Source organism: Xenorhabdus japonica, from assembly GCF_900115195.1.
Classification (GTDB): domain Bacteria; phylum Pseudomonadota; class Gammaproteobacteria; order Enterobacterales; family Enterobacteriaceae; genus Xenorhabdus; species Xenorhabdus japonica.
On the sequence record NZ_FOVO01000040.1, the window covers coordinates 13,030 to 29,810 of the forward strand.

25 protein-coding genes are annotated in these 16,781 nt (G+C 50.6%); 3 read left to right on the plus strand and 22 right to left on the minus strand.

Annotated features, from left to right (window positions below; genetic code table 11):
* The 13 genes from BM135_RS13500 to BM135_RS13560 form a co-directional block, all read right to left on the minus strand.
* A complete protein-coding gene (locus BM135_RS13500; RefSeq protein WP_092520398.1) occupies positions 1-1,488 on the minus strand; it encodes a DUF3383 domain-containing protein in 1,488 nt (495 codons plus the stop codon).
* A gap of 10 nt (positions 1,489-1,498) precedes the next feature.
* A complete protein-coding gene (locus BM135_RS13505) occupies positions 1,499-2,011 on the minus strand; it encodes a phage gateway protein (RefSeq protein ID WP_092520400.1) in 513 nt (170 codons plus the stop codon).
* Positions 2,001-2,369, minus strand: coding sequence for a phage collar protein (locus BM135_RS13510; RefSeq protein ID WP_092520402.1), 369 nt, complete (start codon positions 2,367-2,369; stop codon positions 2,001-2,003). The genes BM135_RS13505 and BM135_RS13510 overlap by 11 nt, the downstream gene beginning before the upstream one ends.
* Positions 2,369-2,830 (minus strand): hypothetical protein, encoded by a 462-nt coding sequence (locus BM135_RS13515; RefSeq protein WP_175486149.1) that lies wholly within the window; start codon positions 2,828-2,830, stop codon positions 2,369-2,371. The genes BM135_RS13510 and BM135_RS13515 overlap by 1 nt, the downstream gene beginning before the upstream one ends.
* Positions 2,827-3,264: a DUF4054 domain-containing protein gene (locus BM135_RS13520; RefSeq protein WP_092520405.1), complete on the minus strand. Its 438-nt coding sequence runs from the start codon at positions 3,262-3,264 to the stop codon at positions 2,827-2,829. Before BM135_RS13520 ends, BM135_RS13515 begins: the two co-directional genes overlap by 4 nt.
* Positions 3,264-3,614, minus strand: coding sequence for a hypothetical protein (locus tag BM135_RS13525; RefSeq protein WP_092520407.1), 351 nt, complete (start codon positions 3,612-3,614; stop codon positions 3,264-3,266). Before BM135_RS13525 ends, BM135_RS13520 begins: the two co-directional genes overlap by 1 nt.
* A gap of 55 nt (positions 3,615-3,669) precedes the next feature.
* Positions 3,670-4,737 carry a major capsid family protein gene (locus tag BM135_RS13530; protein ID WP_092520409.1) on the minus strand — a complete coding sequence of 356 codons (1,068 nt, stop codon included), beginning with the start codon at positions 4,735-4,737 and terminating at the stop codon, positions 3,670-3,672.
* Between the two features lies 1 nt (position 4,738).
* The gene (locus BM135_RS13535; protein WP_092520410.1) at positions 4,739-5,230 is read right to left on the minus strand and encodes a structural cement protein Gp24; all 492 of its coding nucleotides are present in this window, start codon (positions 5,228-5,230) and stop codon (positions 4,739-4,741) included.
* Positions 5,230-6,501, minus strand: a complete 1,272-nt coding sequence (locus tag BM135_RS13540; protein WP_092520411.1) for a DUF2213 domain-containing protein — start codon at positions 6,499-6,501, stop codon at positions 5,230-5,232. The genes BM135_RS13535 and BM135_RS13540 overlap by 1 nt, the downstream gene beginning before the upstream one ends.
* 1 nt (position 6,502) lies before the next feature.
* Positions 6,503-7,216: a phage minor head protein gene (locus BM135_RS13545; RefSeq protein WP_092520446.1), complete on the minus strand. Its 714-nt coding sequence runs from the start codon at positions 7,214-7,216 to the stop codon at positions 6,503-6,505.
* A gap of 106 nt (positions 7,217-7,322) precedes the next feature.
* Positions 7,323-8,804, minus strand: coding sequence for a phage portal protein (locus BM135_RS13550; protein ID WP_339385134.1), 1,482 nt, complete (start codon positions 8,802-8,804; stop codon positions 7,323-7,325).
* Positions 8,747-10,219, minus strand: coding sequence for a phage terminase large subunit family protein (locus BM135_RS13555; protein ID WP_092520421.1), 1,473 nt, complete (start codon positions 10,217-10,219; stop codon positions 8,747-8,749). The genes BM135_RS13550 and BM135_RS13555 overlap by 58 nt, the downstream gene beginning before the upstream one ends.
* Complete coding sequence (locus BM135_RS13560; RefSeq protein ID WP_092520423.1) at positions 10,203-10,835, minus strand: terminase small subunit; 633 nt, start codon at positions 10,833-10,835, stop codon at positions 10,203-10,205. The genes BM135_RS13555 and BM135_RS13560 overlap by 17 nt, the downstream gene beginning before the upstream one ends.
* Before the next feature lie 313 nt (positions 10,836-11,148).
* Here BM135_RS13560 and BM135_RS13570 point away from each other — a divergent pair, with 313 nt between their 5' ends.
* On the plus strand, positions 11,149-11,325 hold the full coding sequence (locus BM135_RS13570; RefSeq protein ID WP_092520428.1) for an mRNA interferase: 177 nt from the start codon (positions 11,149-11,151) through the stop codon (positions 11,323-11,325).
* Positions 11,326-11,383: 58 nt separating this feature from the next.
* Positions 11,384-11,800 (plus strand): type II toxin-antitoxin system HicB family antitoxin, encoded by a 417-nt coding sequence (locus BM135_RS13575; protein ID WP_092520430.1) that lies wholly within the window; start codon positions 11,384-11,386, stop codon positions 11,798-11,800.
* A 69-nt stretch (positions 11,801-11,869) separates the two neighbouring features.
* Here BM135_RS13575 and lysC read toward each other — a convergent pair whose 3' ends face one another.
* From lysC to BM135_RS13595, 4 genes are read right to left on the minus strand one after another with little or no spacing between them, the layout of a single operon-like run.
* Positions 11,870-12,133, minus strand: a complete 264-nt coding sequence (gene lysC / locus BM135_RS18035) for an Rz1-like lysis system protein LysC (protein ID WP_092520432.1) — start codon at positions 12,131-12,133, stop codon at positions 11,870-11,872.
* Positions 12,021-12,413 carry a hypothetical protein gene (locus BM135_RS13585; protein WP_092520434.1) on the minus strand — a complete coding sequence of 131 codons (393 nt, stop codon included), beginning with the start codon at positions 12,411-12,413 and terminating at the stop codon, positions 12,021-12,023. Before BM135_RS13585 ends, lysC begins: the two co-directional genes overlap by 113 nt.
* Positions 12,410-12,811 carry a structural protein gene (locus BM135_RS13590; RefSeq protein WP_092520435.1) on the minus strand — a complete coding sequence of 134 codons (402 nt, stop codon included), beginning with the start codon at positions 12,809-12,811 and terminating at the stop codon, positions 12,410-12,412. Before BM135_RS13590 ends, BM135_RS13585 begins: the two co-directional genes overlap by 4 nt.
* A complete protein-coding gene (locus BM135_RS13595) occupies positions 12,808-13,131 on the minus strand; it encodes a phage holin, lambda family (protein WP_245737411.1) in 324 nt (107 codons plus the stop codon). The genes BM135_RS13590 and BM135_RS13595 overlap by 4 nt, the downstream gene beginning before the upstream one ends.
* 72 nt (positions 13,132-13,203) lie before the next feature.
* Between BM135_RS13595 and BM135_RS17080 the strand changes: the two genes are divergently transcribed.
* Positions 13,204-13,350, plus strand: coding sequence for a hypothetical protein (locus BM135_RS17080; protein ID WP_175486151.1), 147 nt, complete (start codon positions 13,204-13,206; stop codon positions 13,348-13,350).
* A gap of 37 nt (positions 13,351-13,387) precedes the next feature.
* Here BM135_RS17080 and BM135_RS13600 read toward each other — a convergent pair whose 3' ends face one another.
* From BM135_RS13600 to BM135_RS13620, 5 genes are all read right to left on the minus strand, one after another.
* Positions 13,388-14,158 (minus strand): Thoeris anti-defense Tad2 family protein, encoded by a 771-nt coding sequence (locus BM135_RS13600; protein WP_245737412.1) that lies wholly within the window; start codon positions 14,156-14,158, stop codon positions 13,388-13,390.
* Between the two features lie 189 nt (positions 14,159-14,347).
* Positions 14,348-15,397: a DNA-methyltransferase gene (locus BM135_RS13605; protein ID WP_092520437.1), complete on the minus strand. Its 1,050-nt coding sequence runs from the start codon at positions 15,395-15,397 to the stop codon at positions 14,348-14,350.
* A gap of 111 nt (positions 15,398-15,508) precedes the next feature.
* A complete protein-coding gene (locus BM135_RS13610; protein WP_092520438.1) occupies positions 15,509-15,709 on the minus strand; it encodes a hypothetical protein in 201 nt (66 codons plus the stop codon).
* Between the two features lie 179 nt (positions 15,710-15,888).
* Positions 15,889-16,404 (minus strand): antiterminator Q family protein, encoded by a 516-nt coding sequence (locus BM135_RS13615; RefSeq protein WP_092520440.1) that lies wholly within the window; start codon positions 16,402-16,404, stop codon positions 15,889-15,891.
* Positions 16,392-16,706, minus strand: a complete 315-nt coding sequence (locus tag BM135_RS13620) for a Ref family recombination enhancement nuclease (RefSeq protein WP_092520442.1) — start codon at positions 16,704-16,706, stop codon at positions 16,392-16,394. The genes BM135_RS13615 and BM135_RS13620 overlap by 13 nt, the downstream gene beginning before the upstream one ends.
* Positions 16,707-16,781: the final 75 nt, after the last annotated feature.

Sequence of the window (16,781 nt, forward strand, 5' to 3'; positions counted from 1 at the left end):
TTAAACCAGATTGTGCGAGCCATCGACTTTACGTACCCAGTCGCCCTTGCTGTAAATCAGCACGTATTTCATGACATATTCAGGTAATCCCGATGGGCCTGTCTGCTCCACAATCTGCGTGTTGTACCAATAGCCCTTGTCCTGTACGTCATGCCAGGCCAAATCATCGCCAGACGCATCGGCTACAGCGAGTTTCTGCACGTCGGTTAAGATTTTGCCCGGTAAAATCGTGCCGTTATTGAGCGCTTTGGTGACTACGCCCGCAATCACGGTCATGGCACGGGCTGCGCCGTCTTTATTTCCCGGCAGTCCGCGGGTACTCATCATTAAACTGAACCATTGCTGGGTAATATGGGCTTTTAACCACTGTTCGTTGGCATGAACGCTCATATCCAGCGGGTTAGACGACGAACCGCACAGGAAACCCCGCTGATAAAAGCGGATTTGTGAACCCGCCACAGCCGTTTCACCGTAATAGTTGACGCGCAACTTATCGAACCGGTCAGCCTCCCGATCGGCGCTGATTTGGGACGGAAAGGTCACCCCAAACTGACGATACATATAGTTGGTGGCGGCATGGGTCCGGTCGTAATCGGTGGCGGCCATGATTGCCATCGGCAACGCCTGCACAAACGCGTTATCATCCGTCTTAAGGTTCAGCCCGGTTGAGGCCGTACCGATCAATGCAGCACTCCAGTCTTCCGCTTTTTCTGCCGTGACCGCCAGATGCAGCTGATATTTAACGTTTTCCCCGGCGACATACTGCGCCAGTTCAGCGGCCTGTGTTAACGCCATCTCCGTCAGGAACGTGGCGCTGCCAAACGAGTCAGAGATTTTTTCGGCTGCCAGAAAGGCATCCAGCGGGGATTGCGCGGCATTGCCTGCCGAACGGGTGCCGGAGGATAAGCCCATTGCATCCGCCAATACCGAATAGGCCACATTGATCTCGGCTTTTTCCTGCACGCCGCCGCTTAACACAAAGGCACTGTCCATCGCGTTAAAGGTGAGATAAGCATTGGAGAACTGGGGCGTTTTGTCTGCGTTTAGTTTGGCCTGTACCGCCGAACCGATATCCGCGTAAGACGTTGCTTTGGACAGATCAATGTCGCCGAACACTTTCATCACGCCGCCAATGGTCACGGTAATGGTGCCATCCACTAACGCTTTCAGTTCATCAAGCGCAGCGGCTTTGGTGCCATAAATCGCAGGTGCCCGGCCTATCGGCTCATACGCGGCAATTTGCAGCGCCTTCGGCTTACTGACCGGCGCCGGGCTGACATAGCTGAAATACTGACGGGCGAACTTCGCTTCCGGGGAATCCGTGCCCAGCAGGTCGTCTACCTGACCGGGGGCGAACTCCAGTACCTTGCCCGCCGGAATTTTGGGGTGCGTCGAAAACAGACGAGCCGTGAGTTTGCGCATCGGTACGGCAGACGCGCCGATCACCGCACTGGCGATATCGACGTATCGGGTTTGTTTGATTGGCATAAAATACCTTTTAGATTCGGTAAATATCGGGATACAGCGCGCTGATAGCGGCTGTGTTGGGCGTGATGACACGCGGGTGTGTGATTTTGACGTCAAACGAGGGTGACATCTCATAGTCACCCCGGTCGTTAATAAAAAACGGGGTACGCAGGTTGCCGGCACGCTGAACGCCGATCCCCTGTTTGCGCAGGGCTTCCACAAAGGGCAAGGAGTTCACCATCATACGCACGGTCGCCGTGATATCGTTCGCGGTGTACTTATCGTGTGCACCCACACCCTGCACCTGCAGTGTTTTTTCCACCAGCTGGGTTTCTTTGTGGTTAGCATCACGCCCGACAATGTGATAATTACGCCCCTGCCAACCATGGGCGGCTTCTTCAATGGGAAAGAACATCACAAAGCTGTCCTCCCGTCCCTGCTTGGTCGATTGGAAACCTGCCACTACCGGAATCGCAATCCCCGCTTCCGCTAGCTGTATCAGTAGTTGATTACGGATAGCGCGATAGACTTCCTTATCCGTCATGGCTGCCTGCCTCAATGCAGATCACCGACTTCCAGCCATCTTGGGCATACCAATCGGCATCCCCGGTGACCTCATAGCGGCGGCCCGCAAAGACCAGATAATCCGGTGCAGCCCCTCGCTGGATATGGCTAATATCGTGCGAGGTATAGAGCTTGCGATAAACTTTCGCGGTATCCAGCCCCATCTCCTGCACATCCTGCGTATCGACCGCCTGCCAGCTTCCGCTGATGGGAAGGGGTTCATGATAGACACTTTGCCATTGTCCTAACTCATCCTCTTCACGCGTCTTAAAGCGATACCAGAGCGCCGTTTGTTGCGGGATATAGCGCGACGCCATACGGTGTAAATGGCCAAACATTATTTGTCCTCCACGGTGAACGCCACGGCCTGTAACATCTGTCCGGTATCCACCAGCGGTTTATTGGTGGCTTTGCCTTTGTTGTGGCGGCCTGCCCGTGCGGCTATCGTGCTGTCTTTCAGGGGCGGTGTAGTGACGGCACGAATGGCCAGCTTGATATCACCTGCGGAAACACTGCCCACCTGTGTTAACCCCGCCGACACCGAGATATCCCCATTGATAGCAGCCTGAGCGGCATGTGCCATTAATCCGCTGTACTTAGCCTGATTCTCACTCATGGCAGAACGCATAAAAGGACGCGGAGGAATACCGCCTGCGGGATAGCCTAACTCCTGAATGGTGGCAACATAAGCCATCGGTGTCCCATCGGAATATTGGCTTTGTGCAAAGAAACCGACCTTCACCTGCTTCTTGCCCAGTTCGTCATAGATCCGTTTCAAATGTGCCAATTTGGGATTCATCGCAATACCCTCCCACGATGAGGAAAACGCCCGCCCACACTGCGAAAGGCTGACCGTTCACCGCCACCCCCCACATAAAATGGCGCCCGGCCACAGCGATTCAGTAACGCCAGATACTGCTGGCCAAACGGCGTCAGATTGAACCAGTGGGACGTATTCGATCCGACCGGCGGCGCAGTAAACGACACATTCACACTGCCTATGGTCGCCGCTGTCACTACGCCTGTGGGGGATTCACCCTGAGCAATAAGCTGGCGCAGTTGCAGCATATGGGCGACCACCAATATCCACAACTCATAGGTACACACACCCCGACAGGGAGAAAAGTAGTTGCGGGCAGATTCGGCAATAATAAAAACGTCATCGTCGGGTAGTGATTCAAACTGCGGATACAACACCTGAAACGATTCTATGGGGAATGTATCCGTCATCATTACTTACCCTTCCCGTTATTGGTTTTCGGGGTGTCCTTGCCTTCCGCTTCCAGTGACTCTGGCGTATCCGGGGCGGATTGATCACTGGCTTCCATCTCCGTGGCCACTTTTTCCGGATCGGCTTTGCGGCTTTCCACCGTGATAAAACCGTTTTCCTTATGCAGCGTGAAAACAGGGTTATCTTTCAGTTGCGCATATTGCTCAGCACTGACTTCGGTCACCCGTCCACGCGGGGTGTGCATGGCTCGGGTCATAATGTTAGCCTGCCCGTGAATAAAGACGCACCCGTCACGCACCGCGTAGTTCTGGTCATTGGACAGAATGCAATAAACATAGAGAGATTGAGACATGAAGAGACTCCTGCCTTACATTTCAAAATAGAGTGCCCCCCTGCGAGGGCAGGAATTAAATACCGGTCAGGCGCGTGATCGCCCACGGGCGGGTCACAAAAATACCGGCGGTGGCGTTGGTCGCATCTTCCAGATAGCCCTTGATGCCATTATCCGACCCCAATAATTGATATTTCACCGGCACGACTTGCAAGAGTGTGGCATTGGTGGCGGTTGAACCATCGTCCACACTGTCCGCGAACAGATAGGTGCTATTCGCGCCACCATTGGCCTCCCGGAATTCCGGCGAGAACACAAAGCGCAGGTTCGGGTAGTTCTCTTTGACCCACTGCATCACCGTCTCACCCCGTGCCACCGGATTGGCAATATTCAGCACCGAACGGTAACCGAGCGGCAAGACCTGCGTAATAGCGGTGTCGTCCTTGATACGTCCACCAGACGACAGCTCGATACGGGAAAACATCGCAGTAATGTCTGCGGTGATCTCGGCAAAAGTGGCATCCGGCCATTTTTTCTTGGCCGTCTCATAGGCAGGCAGGTTCGGATCGTTCAACAAACCAAATACCCGTGTCTCTGCACTGTTAAAGCCAAAATAGCCGGTACGCTCACGGGACATTTCCAGTGATTCGGTCGCCGCGTTGCGTTTTTCGGCGGCGGCTTCGAACCCGGCAGCGCTCTGACGGGCTTCCTCCAGCTTCCCCACCTGAAAACCCTGCTCATAACGCACAATGCCCCGGCGTTCGATATTATTTTCATAGCTGGCCAGCGGGATATTGGTGTGGTCACCGTACAATTCCGCTTTCGCTACCGGCGTGGCCACATTGAGCATCATCTCTTCGTGATGCCATTCACCCGCGTTCATCACACCGGTGATCTCATCCAGAATGCGAATACGGGTCGCGGTACGGATCAGTCCCGGCAGGACATGCTGCAACATATGACGCTGGATAAAGCCGCCCGCTGCCGCCGGGCCGGTTAACGCCGAGTCCATCGCATGCAGGCCACCAAAGCCGATTTGCGCCAGCTCGCCATACGTCCACTTCTGGTCAGCCGTCATATTCAACGGGCCATGTTGACGGATCTCTCTTCCTGACAGATAAAACTTCTCTTGACTGACAGCCATGTTATTCCCCTTTTGCTGTGGTTGGGTACGGAATTTCAGTCAGGCGAATGACACACAAATGCGGATCTTCCGCTGACTCCAGATGGCGGGACACAAAGCCGATAACCCGGTCTCCTGCCGCAATACTCTCTTTGGCGGACAGTTCCCCCTCTGCATTGAATATCACCGGGGCATTAATGTGCTTGATACCGGACTTCAGCTGCACATTGACTTCCCCCATGGTGAGAAACTCGCCTGTCGTGCCGTTCAGGGCATAGTTTTCCCCGATACGGTAGGCTTTCGGGTTGATCATAATCCCCGCAAAAGGCTCGGTTCCCCCCACCTGCACCGACTCCACCTCAAAATCCCTGTAGGTATAGGCCCGCCCGAACAGGTTCTTTTTTTCATCCGCTGAGGACAGCACCGCGCTGATTGCACGAATGGGGCCAGTGTGAGAGGTTTCCCCCACGACACCACTGACCAGACCGCTGAGAATACTTTTCGGTATTGCCATTATTGCTGACTCCACTTGTCTTTAATGGATTGTTGGCTGGTTGTGCCATCCATTGTGGTTGTTGGTTTTTGTGCATCCGGTACGCGCCCGTGCATCCACGCGTCCAGCGCAACAGTTTCCTGTCCCTTCTGGCAGGGAATACCGAGCTGTTTCACCCCGTATTCCGCGACTCCCTGTTTAGTCATGCTGCTGTGGTCAAAGACGCCGACAAACGGGGTCAGCTTCTGCGCCAGCGTGTCACGGCCTGCCAGTTGCTTAATCATTTCGCCCGTATCCAGCGTGGGCTTGGCTTTCTCCAGCCGGCTAACCTTGCGTTTCAGGCGGGAAATATCATCCATCGCCTGAATGCCACGACGAATGCGCTTGATGCGACGGTTCAGGCTGTCAGTCGTTGCCTGAGCAAGATGCTCCTTGGCTTCTTCAATCGCCTGCTCTGCGGCTTCAATGGCAATCTCGGCATTTTCCACCGCTTCGGGTTCACCCGTTTGGGCAGCTTCGGCGGCGGTTTCCGCTTCTTCTACGGCGTCTTCGGCTTTCTTTTCTTCTTCCGAGTCCGGCTGCTTTTGCTCAGGATCTTCGTCGCCGGTTTCTTTCTTTTCCGGGTCTTCGTCAGCGGCAGGCGCTTGACCCGCCATCGCGGCGGCAATCATGGCCTGTAACTGCTCGACCTGCTCCGGGGTAAAACCGTTGTCGGTCGTCGGCTTGTCTTTGTTCTCTTCTGGATTCATGTTGACTAACTCCATCGTATCGATAGTAATAACACTGTGGTCTTGTACGGCGACGTCTGTCCCCGTTCGGCCTTCTTCCACCAGTGCAAGGTGGTTCGCTCTGATATCCCGCTGTATGGCGTCATAACGTTCACCGTTAAATTCGCCGGGGGTAAAATCGTATTTACAGCGATAACCGGGGGAGAGTTCGATCTTGCCCCCGTTGATTTGGCTTAATGCTGAATTGGAAAGGACTTTGATATTGCCTTTGAGGTAGGGATAGTCGAAGTAGACAGTTTCACCGATAACCCCCTGTATCCCTTTTTTCTCGGCGGGTGTAGCGTCTCTTCCCATCATCTCGTGCTCATCCACAAACGGCATCAGTTTGAATGATTGGATAGTGGCTGCACTTTCCAGCTCCTCTTGTGGACGGAGCACTTTGTAGAGCTTGTCGGGGATAGGGGCATTAATTTCAAAGCCCATATAATCAAAAACTCCCACTTTTGAAATGGGGTTATCTTTCACTTCCAGCCAACCGTTGAGGTCGTAAGTGCGTTTACTCATGTCATGGGTTCTCTCCAAAATCGACGACCGGTGTCCAAAAGCATTTGCAGTTCGGCAATTCGCCCGGCAATCCGCGCTGGCCTGTCCGTTCATCAATAATCGGCGGGTTATCCAGCTCGAACACCTGACCGTCGAGTTTTTGATGTAATGCTCTGGGTTCGGCACTGCCACCGGAGTGATGCCAGACCGCCTTGCGAATGCCGGCTGATTTCATGCGCTCATAGTTCGCCACCGTAGTGATCTTACGGGTCTGGTCTACGGCAATAAACTGCGCCCGTTTTTCGGTGACACCGCCAATGTGTTTAATTTCCTCCAGCAGTGTTTTCGCCCCCTCGCCCGCCTGACTGATCGAACGCAGCGCCGCCCCTTCAATACGAAAGTGGAACTGTTCAGGCAGGGATTTAATCAAGCCGATATTTTCCGCTGTGGCAGCCGTGATACGGTCTTTCATGGCCTCCGGCATAGCGGGGGTTTTGATGGTCAGCCCGCCGGAGAGTTGTTTAAGGGAATCATCCAGATTGCGTTTGGAGTTTAAATCGGCCTGACTGACAAATTTATCCGCCATCTCATTGGCTCGCTGATTAAAGATACTGTCCCAGCGACGCTTTAATTTGTTGAGCCAAATGCGGGTTTGGCTGGCAAAACTGGCATCCATTGCCACGGGGCCGAAGTCATCCGGTAAGTGGGTTAATGCCTGCTGGTATTCCCTTATCATCCGTTTTATCAATCGTGACAGGTCACGCTGATAACGGTCGGTTGAGGCCGCCGGATAATGCAGCGGTTTGCCCTTCATGACCGCCTGTCGTTGCACCGCCCAGCGTTCACGTTTCACCCGTAAGCGGATCTGCTTCGCCATAGTCTTCCTCATTCACTTCTAAGCCGAAATATGATGACTCTTTGTCAGCCGCCAGTTTCTTACGGATATCCAGCCCGTCCACCGCGCCCACGTTGGCGTAGTTCACCGCGGTCTGGGAGTCTTTCAGTTCAATGTCGGCATACTCGGCGGCGGTCGGACTGTCCAGTGGCCGCCATGAGATACTGATATCGACAATCGGCAGCCCTTCGCTGCGTAAGAGAATGTCATAATGGCGTTGTAACAGGTCTTCCAAATCGTTAGCCTGAATACTTTCCAGCTCTTCGCGGTAACTGGCCTCTTCATACTCACCCGTGGCATTAAAACCTTTGGGTGTGGTCCCCAATAGCTTGGTCGCGGGGACATTCGCCGCCGCGGCCACCAGCTGGTACTGGGTCATGATGGTCGCGTCCAAATCGGCGAGCGAGGTATCAAACTGCTGAACCGTATCTTGATTGCCGGTGACCTGCACACCGTAGTTATCCCGCATCGCGGTAAAGTAATCGATGTTTTCCGCAATCACATCCTTATCCGCGTTTTCAGCATCGGCCATGCCAATGGTCAGTAACCGTTTGGTCATCGCCAGTTGCGGGGCTTCGTTGGCGGTACGCTCAGAAGCATACACCCGTTCATACACGCGCTCAGGCACCGACACACCGAAATAGTTGTACATCGGCTTTAACACATTCGGCACCGGGAACGGCACAAACTTCACCAGATGCGATTTGTGATAACGCCGCCCGCCGATACGGTAATAGGTCGGTTCATAGAAATGGAGTGAGGCCGGGTCTTGCACATTATCGGCCGTCAGTTCCGGTGTTACCCATTGCGGATCAATCTGTTTAATGCCCTTGTACGCCCCTTTCTGGATGCCGTCAGGGTTAAACGGGTTTTCGTAGAATTCCTTGGGGTTGGCGGTTTCCACGACAAATAAAGCAATCCGTCCCCCATACACACGCCCAAAATGCACCAGTTCTTTCATGGCATTGTTGATACGGTATTTTTTATCCAATCTTGTGAGCCGGTCGATAACCGTGCTGTCTTCACAGTCAATGTCGTACCCCTGCCGGATGGCATCACGGGCAGGCATGTTACACGCCTTGTCCACCAGCCAGTGTTTGGCAATCACCGCACACAGATTGTTGCCGATAAACATCTGATTGGCGTACCACGCCGCTTGCGCTTCGGGAACACCATAGACACTGCCCGCCTTAAATTGGGGGACTGAACCATCAATCGAATCCATCGCCACACCCGGTATAGCAGGTTGCGGTAAATCCAGCCCCTTGAAGCCGTTCTCTTTTGCCAATGCGGGATATAAGTCGGTGGAGAACGCCGAGCGTTTAACCGGGGATGTGGTGAGCTTTCGTTTTGAAAATGGCCACATGAAAATTACCTCTTTCTTGTAAAGAAACTGCCCTTCTTCTGTGACAGCTCCGTCAGCCCCCATACCATGGCATCCAGCCGGTCAGGGGATTTTTTCGCGGTCGCCGGCACATATTCCATCAGTTGGTTTTCCAGTGGGTACAGGCTGCCACGATGCGCAACCCGCCCTTGTGAATAGAGCGCAGATATCGGTTCGGCACGGGCAAACTTCCCCTTACTGGCATGCACACGAATAATCCGGCCTTTGAAGCCGGCATTCCGGAGGGTGCTTTCGGCCATATCGCCCCCCTGATTGGTTTCGATAACAATCGCATCGGCCTCGTGCTCTTCATAGGCGGTCATCGCTTTGGTCGCCCAGCCATTGGGGGAATACTTGCCACTGTAATCGGCCTCAACGCTGTATTGCTTACTGTCACCGGTGCCATAGCGACTGGTCACCACAATCCCCGTTTCATCACTCTCTTCAGAATTCGTTGCCTGCGGGTCGATGGCGACGACAGTACGGGTCAGTTCCTGAATGATCGTCATGGCATGGGAGGCCACTATCATCTGCTCATCCCACAACGCCCCTTCTTCATTGAACTTACGCGGCCGCTGCATATATTGCGCCTCAGCCGTCCGGCGATGAGAGAAGAGAGAGACTCGGTGTGATTCGTTGTGCTTGAACGGCCATAACCAGCCATCCGGCAAGCCATACGCAATGGGAATGGCATGGGTGTGTTCAGGGAACAGGGTTTCGTAAGAAGCTGCGTTATCGATAATCACCGGCAAACAAAGGTGATGCCATTGCTCACCACTGCCTCCCCGTAACAGATAGCCGCTCAGGTCGTGATAGTGGATACGCTGCATAATGACAATCATCGGTGTCGTCTCGATGGCCAGACGGGATTTGATGGTTTCATTGAAACGGTTATTCACGCCATTACGCACCGTTTCACTGTAAGCATCATCGGGCTTTACCGGGTCATCAATGATTAATGCCCCCTGCCAGCCGGGTTCCATATGACCGGCACGAAATCCGGTAACCTGTCCCGCGGCGGAAGAGGCATAGACCCCGCCGCCGTGCGCTGTCCACCACATCGCCTTACTGTCGGCATCATCACGTAAGGCCATGGGCCACAGTGATTGATACGCCGGTGATTTCACCATATTGCGGGTAGTTGATGAATTGAGTAAGGCCAGATTGTGGGAGTACGACAGGTGCATAAACCGGGCACGGTGATTGAGGGCCAGCCCCCGTCCCATCAGATTAATCGTCGCCAGCTCCGTTTTGGTATAACCGGGCGGGACATTGATAATCAGCCGGGATATTTCACCGTCTATCACCCGCTGTAGGGTTTCATCAATCACCCGGTGATGCGGGGCCACAATCATCTTGCTGCCCATGCGTTGTTTGAAGAAGTAACGGGAAAAGTATAAGCCGTCTTCTTCACATTCCAGTTTGCGGGCAAAATCCCGCTGCTCAGCAGTCGTCCTCATCTAACATCTCCTGCCGGGCTTGCTGATATTCTGCTTTGGTCAATGCTACCGTTTGAATTGGTCCACCGTTCTTGCCGGTGACTTCCGTTTTCTTCGGTGCCTCCCAGCCCATTAATTCAGACAACTGCTTAATGGCCGCTTTCGGATCATGGAGTTTTAATTTGATGCCGTCTTTGCCTGTGGTCAGTTCGGAAATAGCGCTGAGTGCTGCCGGGTTCTGCAAAGCCGAATCTTTGAATTGCCATGAAGCTTGGAGTACAGGCCTACCCTCGTCATCTTCCCCTATCTGGCTGTTACGGAAGTCGGCAATATCGTGAATAGATACACGGCCCATTGCTGATAAGCGTTCTAGGGCTTCCTGACGACTCATCACCGCATCGGAAACGGCTTCTTGGTTCATGGCATCGAGAAAAGTTTTTACCTTAAGATTTCCGAAGATCTGACTGGCTGAAACACTGGCTGTGTTTTCGTTCTTTGCCTTATATCCAGCCTGTTTGTAGGCATCTATCTGATTCAGTCCTTTCAAGATGCCTAACACGAATTGCTGCTGTTGTTTTGTTAGGGCATCAAAAAGAACTTGTTGCTCATCGGTGAGCTTTAGTTTCTTTTGTGCCATTGTCCTGTTCCTTACTTCGAAAGCTCACAGGCCATCTTCATAACCTGTTCTAGTTCGTCGTTACTGAGTCCGTGGTATCGCTTTAACTTTACGATATCCAATAACATCTTGGCTTTTCTTTCTTCCTTTAGGGCGGCACTTAACATTAATCCAGGAGGACGTTTGTGTAGTGGTATCTGGTGCTCAAGCATATTTACCTCACTTTTGGTTGCAAAATGCGCGGTTAAGTCAATATGCAAAAATGCTAATTTTTCACTTGCCTTTATTAGCATTTTTGCATATAATTATTTCAAGTTAACCGAATGGAGGAGCAGTGAAGCAAAGTGAATTTTTAAAGTGGCTAAAAGCGCAAGGAGTAGAAACAGAAAATGGCAAAAAGCATCTGAAACTCTACTACAAAGGCAAAATAAGCCACCTCCCCAGACACCCAAGTCAGGAATTGACAACAGGGCTAGTCGAAGGAGTCAAGAAGCAGTTAGATTTAAAATAAACTCTAGCCCTCAATACGAGGGCTATCACTGCACCGACAGATTATTAAAGAGGCCAATATGTACTATCCTGCAAAATTTGTTAAAGAAGATAACGGATATACAGTCACATTCAGGGATATCCCCGAAGCCATCACTTGTGGTGCAGATATGCCTGAAGCTATGGAAATGGCCGAGGATGTTTTACTTTCCTGTGTCGAAATCTACTTTGACATGGATAAAAACTTTCCTTTGCCTGATCCTGAGATTCAAGAGGGTGAACAGTGGGTCTATTTACCTGATAGCGTGTATGCCAAAATCTTACTCAATAATGAGCTACTAAAGGCTAATATCAATAAGGCTGAGTTATCACGCTTAACCGGTATCCGTCCACCTGAAATCCAAAGAATACTTGCACCACGTCATGCAACTAAAATTGATACGATTAGCCGGGCGGTTGCCGCTATAGGCAAAAAGCTATCACTTTCAGTTAGCTAATGTTTAGCCCCTATTGCAGGGGCTTTCATTTCAAGCATTCCGTCCTAACCTACTCCTGCCACCCCAATATCATTTGCTCTGAGGTGGCGGGTTGTTCTCTTCAATTTCCCGTATCGCCTGTTTATCCAAATTGCATTGTTCAATCACCGTCAGTAGTTGCTCATTCAGGATGAGGCTGTCACTCCATGTCATTGTGTCCGGTATCACGGGCGGCAGACAGTCAGCGAGCAGATGCGCCGGAATGGGTATCGGTGGTACCGGAACGTATTCGGTTCGTGTGTTGCTGCAACCGGATAACAACCCCATCAGGCACACTGCGATGGGCACAATCATCACTGACAACCATCGTTTTGATAGCGTCTTTAGTCTGCTCAGAATCCACGGCTGCCCGGTTCCGGTCTTCGCTATTAATTCGTGAGATGTCATTGAATAACCTGATAGAGTGGTAGGCGTTGTCGGTAATGGCTTGTTGATGCTCGTATTTCGTGTTCAGGTCATTGTAGTCTCTGTCCCTTTGCTGATACTTGCTGTAATAAAACCAGAGCAGGCCACCGAGCAGACAAAATACAGTTACCAACGCACCAATGAGGAGTACGCGCAGTTTTAGATTCATAGCATCTCAAATGCCCGTGTGAAAACTTCATCAGAATAAGGTTGCTGGCCGTTCTCGTGCCGTATAATAGATTTAGCCAGGGCAATCAGCGTTTGCCTGTTGATATCGATCTCTTCGAACTGGTCAACATTGAGCACTTTAGCAACTCCATTAATGTATGCCGTAGTGTTATTCTCATTTGAAGGTGCATATCGATTTATGATTTTAGACACACTGTTGTGTCCACCTTTATGATAATTGCACAGCAACTTCATGAGTGCTCGGATACCCTGTTCCGCAGTCTCGAAACGGCAGAACCGCTTTTCAATCTTTGGGTCATGTGGCAATTGCCCCTGCCACTTATTAGCCGAGTTGTGATCAATATTGCCGGGGTTGTTATTGCGAATGCCTCTGGTCACTGTTTATCTCCCAATTTCTTATTAATGGTGCGAATAGCAAACTCGCGTATCTTCTCAACGCCAATAAAGCCCACCAGCCCGCCTGCAAAGGGGGCTGCGCTGCTGGGAATGCCGAACAGTTCTAACCCGCTCGAAATACCCCATGACAACGCCCCGCACAGAACGCCTTCTATCCATTTGTTTTTGCGGTCTACGCCGTCATAGACCAGACGCCCGTAACAAATGACGATGGCTAAACCTGAGCCGGATATTTGTGGCCACGAGTTTTTCAGGCCGTTTAATAATTCGGCCCATAAATCAGGATTTTCTTTCATCTTCATATTCCACCCCATTAGAGCAATGGGCGTCCGTGGGGTGAAATAGGTTCGCCCCTGTGAGTTGTAGTAAGTGGGATGCCAGCCGCAATAGGAGATACTGAAATTCTGGAAGTGATTGCGGTGGCAAATTCGATTAATACATTGATGGCTACTTCTTATTTTCGCCCCTCAAATGAGGGAGAAAAAACGGAAAGTGGCGATAAAAAAGGCTACACCGAATAAAGTGCAGCCTAAAACTCAGAGTGTAAATTGAGGTGAGTTATTTCCAGTTGAAACAATAGGGCAGTGAATCCCCTGCGTTCTGTTGTTGCAGCAGACTACCCAATTTTTTAGCATCATCGTTACTATATTCACCAATGAATTCATATTCGTGCTTGCCAAATAGATGGCTGTCGATACTGTTACCCAATGAATAAGGGACTCCGTCCACCGTTATCGTGAGATTCTGTTTAAATAAATCCACCAGCTTCTGATAACCGGCTTGATTGCTATCCGAAGAGACCCGGATAAAGATTTTCTGGTTTAACCCATCCCAGACAAGCAATGCGAATTTTGTGATAACGGTTTTATTCTGGGGGTCAGTCAGCATACCAAATGGGCCAAGATGCTCACCTGCAGGTTCAAATTCCGCATCAGCAAGATATCCCCACATCTGATCCTTGTTAGAAAAAGACCCTGTACCGACCACGAGATCAAAGTTCAGCATACAATCAGTCGGTTGTGGCTTTGCCCCTGATTTCACCAGATGCCAGTCACACGCCATCAGATCATCAGGGGTAGGCTGCCAAGGAAACCACTCGCCGTGTTTATTGCTCTTTTCGATATAAACAGGCTCATGAGATGTCAGGCGCATATGTTCACCCGGCGCATCCCAATCACTGCGGTGTAATTTATTTCCCAAATACACTTGAATCATCGCCCACGGACAAGAGCCAACAGGCGCAGTTACCGTATCAATCTTATATTGTGCGGGAATAATTTTGCATTGCTTTTCAGCGTTCAGATTTTCTGGCTTATTAACTTCAGACATAAACACCTCACTTAGTTGTTAATTAATAAAGGTAATTTCATCCCGTTGCCAAATAGACAGTTAATATTACTTAGGGCAGGTTTTTATCTCAATTGAATAGCCTGTAACGGAATCAATACGCATTAAAATGCGGCTACCTGTTATAAAACCTGTCTATCTATCGAGTACATAATTCAGTGAGGTGTAAACTCACAATTTACTACTGGTAGAACATAACTCGCTGATCTCTTGCTCAGTCTGCTTATACCGTTCTTCTTCCAGCTCAACACCCAAAATCCGGCGATTGAGTTTCAATGCTGCTTTCAGTGTCGCCCCGGAACCCATAAAGAAATCGGCGACCAGATCCCCTTCCCGGCTGCTGGACTGAATAATATGTGCCATCAAATCAGCGGGCTTTTCGCAGGGATGCTTGCCCGGATAATATTGAACCGATGCAAAATGCCAGACGTCGGTATAAGGTACGGCGGCTGTGACTGTGAATGAACGGCGCACTAAGCCGTATTCCTGCCGCAGTTCTTCATACTGCCGCGATAATGTCAGGTGAGATCCCACCAACTCATCATAGGGCTTGTTCAGTTCGCCGCGCTGGTGCTTTTCTTTGGCGATACAGTCAAACAGCACCTGTAACTTCTGGTAGTCAGTTTCATTGGGTAACTGCCATTGGCTATCGCTGAACCAGTGACTGGCCATCTGCTTCCCGGTTACCTCGTGAATGTCTTTTGCCGTGACGCCTAACGCTTTTCGGGCATCACGAAAATAATCGATCAACGGTTTAAATACCGACTGTTTCAGTTCCCGGCATTGTTTGAAATAGCCATCCCCTTTCGGGTAATAAGGCCCTTGGTAATGTTCGGCAAAAATGATGCGTTCTGTGGCCGGAAAGTAGGCCCTTAAACTTTCTTTATTCTGTCTGCACCACGGGCCGGACGGTTTCGCCCAGATAATATGGTTCAATACATTGAATCGCTCACGCACGAGCAGTTCCGTATCAGCTGCCAGACGCGAACCACAGAACATATACAAGCTGCCATTCGGTTTCAGTACCCGCCAAAATTCGGCCAGTATTTCGTCCAGCCAGGCAAGGTACGCTGTCACGTCTTCCCACTGTCTGTCCCAACTGCACGCTTTCACCCGAAAATACGGCGGGTCGGTGGCGATCAGGTCTATGCAGTTGTCCGGTAACGTTTTGATAAATCGCAGAGAGTCATCATTAATTAATGTGATATCACTTAAATTCACAATATTTTTCCCTAAATCGATACTGACTTGCTCTCTGGAAAGTCACAGGATAAAAGGCAGGGGCCGTCAAAGCCGCCTGCCGTCTATTTCACCACTTAAGAAATTGCCCTATTAGGGACAGCGCTTGAAAAGCGTGTCATTTTCCCGGCTTTCCATCAGGCCAGCCAGACAAAATTGAGTTAAAAGTAATTGGCAACGCGGCGCTGATAGCCCCGTCAGGGTGGAAATATCCGAAACAGGCACCCAGTCATACACAGGTACGGTTTCCAGAACACAGGAAGCTGCTGTTGTCATATCTTCATGTTTTAGCATGATAATTTAAACCTTGGGTCAGTTATTCAGCAGAACACACATGTAACTCTGACCAATGACAACAGCAAGTCTTATGTTTATTTCAGGTATAAAAAAACCTCGCGCTTGGCGAGGCCTGTTTGTCACGGTTACAAATAGCGCAACATATACTGAAATAGTGGCTCATTGGCTCAAGCATGTCAACACGTTCGTGACAAGATTTTTGATTTTCTTTTCTGTTCATGACACGTAAAAGCTTCTTGCAATGGTTGGTAAAGCAAATATTCCGTGGCTTTTAATATTTCCTCCACTTCACGACGGCAGGTTGATAGCGAAGGTTTCCGTAAAACCAGTTGACCACTCCGCTTCATCATCTTTCTCGGTTTAACGATGTTATGGTAATAACGGGCAATGGCCCTGTCTGAGCTGTTAAACACATATCGGCTTAACAACATGGCAAAGGCAACTCGGTCGAGATGATAAATATGATCGACTACTCTGGCGATTAACATGCCTTCGTCGTCATTGCACATCGGACGTTCTGGATAGTCTCGAGGCTCTACTCTTGCCATAAACTCAGCAATCACACTGCTTTGACGTTTATCCAACCTGCCGGAGTAAACCCACGCACCAAACTTAGATAACCATTCCTGTAACCAGATTGCTTGTGATTGGGTTAATTGCAGCCCATCCGTTGAAAATCTCAAACCCGACATAACCGTACCTCTTTCACTTCCCTTTTAACCTGATCTAATAATTCAATTTCTGTTCCGTGAGCCGCCTGCCATGTTTTCGGTGCGGCATGAAATCCGGTCGGATAACACGCCCGATGATGGCGAGGACATAACGGCAGAACGGAGAAGTGATCGGCGCGTTGTGCCATCCCCTGCCCGGTTCGCACATGATGAATTTCAGCCGGAGACGCGCCCAGCCCTATATTTCTGCAACAAATACAGCCCAGTGAGGCCACATCCGACAGCCACTGTTTTTCATTTTTGGTAGGGCAAACGGGTCTAATTTATACAGATGAAAATCCCACTGTCAGGATTTTCATCATATAGCCATTATCCCAGCCAGCCTTCTGGCGCTTAGT